1 protein-coding gene is annotated in these 508 nt (G+C 46.7%); it reads right to left on the bottom strand.

Features of this window, described 5'->3' with window-relative positions; translation table 11 throughout:
* Positions 1 to 141: 141 nt before the first annotated feature.
* The coding region (locus R7044_RS28315; RefSeq protein WP_405540980.1) for a hypothetical protein at positions 142 to 508 on the bottom strand (367 nt) is incomplete at its 5' end.

Below are 508 nucleotides of genomic sequence, written 5' to 3'. Positions count from 1 at the left end.
CGGGAAGGGAACTCAACTCCCTCAACGGTCAATGTTTTAGTATTTTTCATCAGAATTATTCCTGTAAATCAGATAGTAAAAACCCCAACAGGAGCCGAGAGGACAAGCCTCTCAGCCCCTGTTGGGCTACTTAATGTTTAGTTAGAATGGCGCGTCGTCATGTTCAGGGCTGTTACTGTCACCAAAGCTAACCTTAGATTTAATCTGCTCATATAACGCCAGCATGTCGCGCACGAGTTCAGCATTCGGTCTAGGCTCTCCGTTAGGTTTCACCCAGTTCTGCTGCTTCCACTTCGGTGCCCATTCAGTGAGTGTTTTTATCGTCGCGGCATCCATCCCTTTAATCTCGATAGAACTAACCTCCTGATCTAGCAAACTTTTAGCGATGTTTAGTGTGTGCATACAGAGCTGGTAGCGCATTGCTGAAACTGTAGATTTCTTAACTTCAAATACTTGCGTGTCACCACCTACAACCGAAACCGGCGAACCCTTACCGCCAACACCAAGC

The organism is Vibrio sp. 1402 (assembly GCF_033340275.1).
The sequence above is the reverse complement of the archived record's forward strand: the minus strand, read 5'-3'. Positions and strand labels throughout refer to the sequence as shown.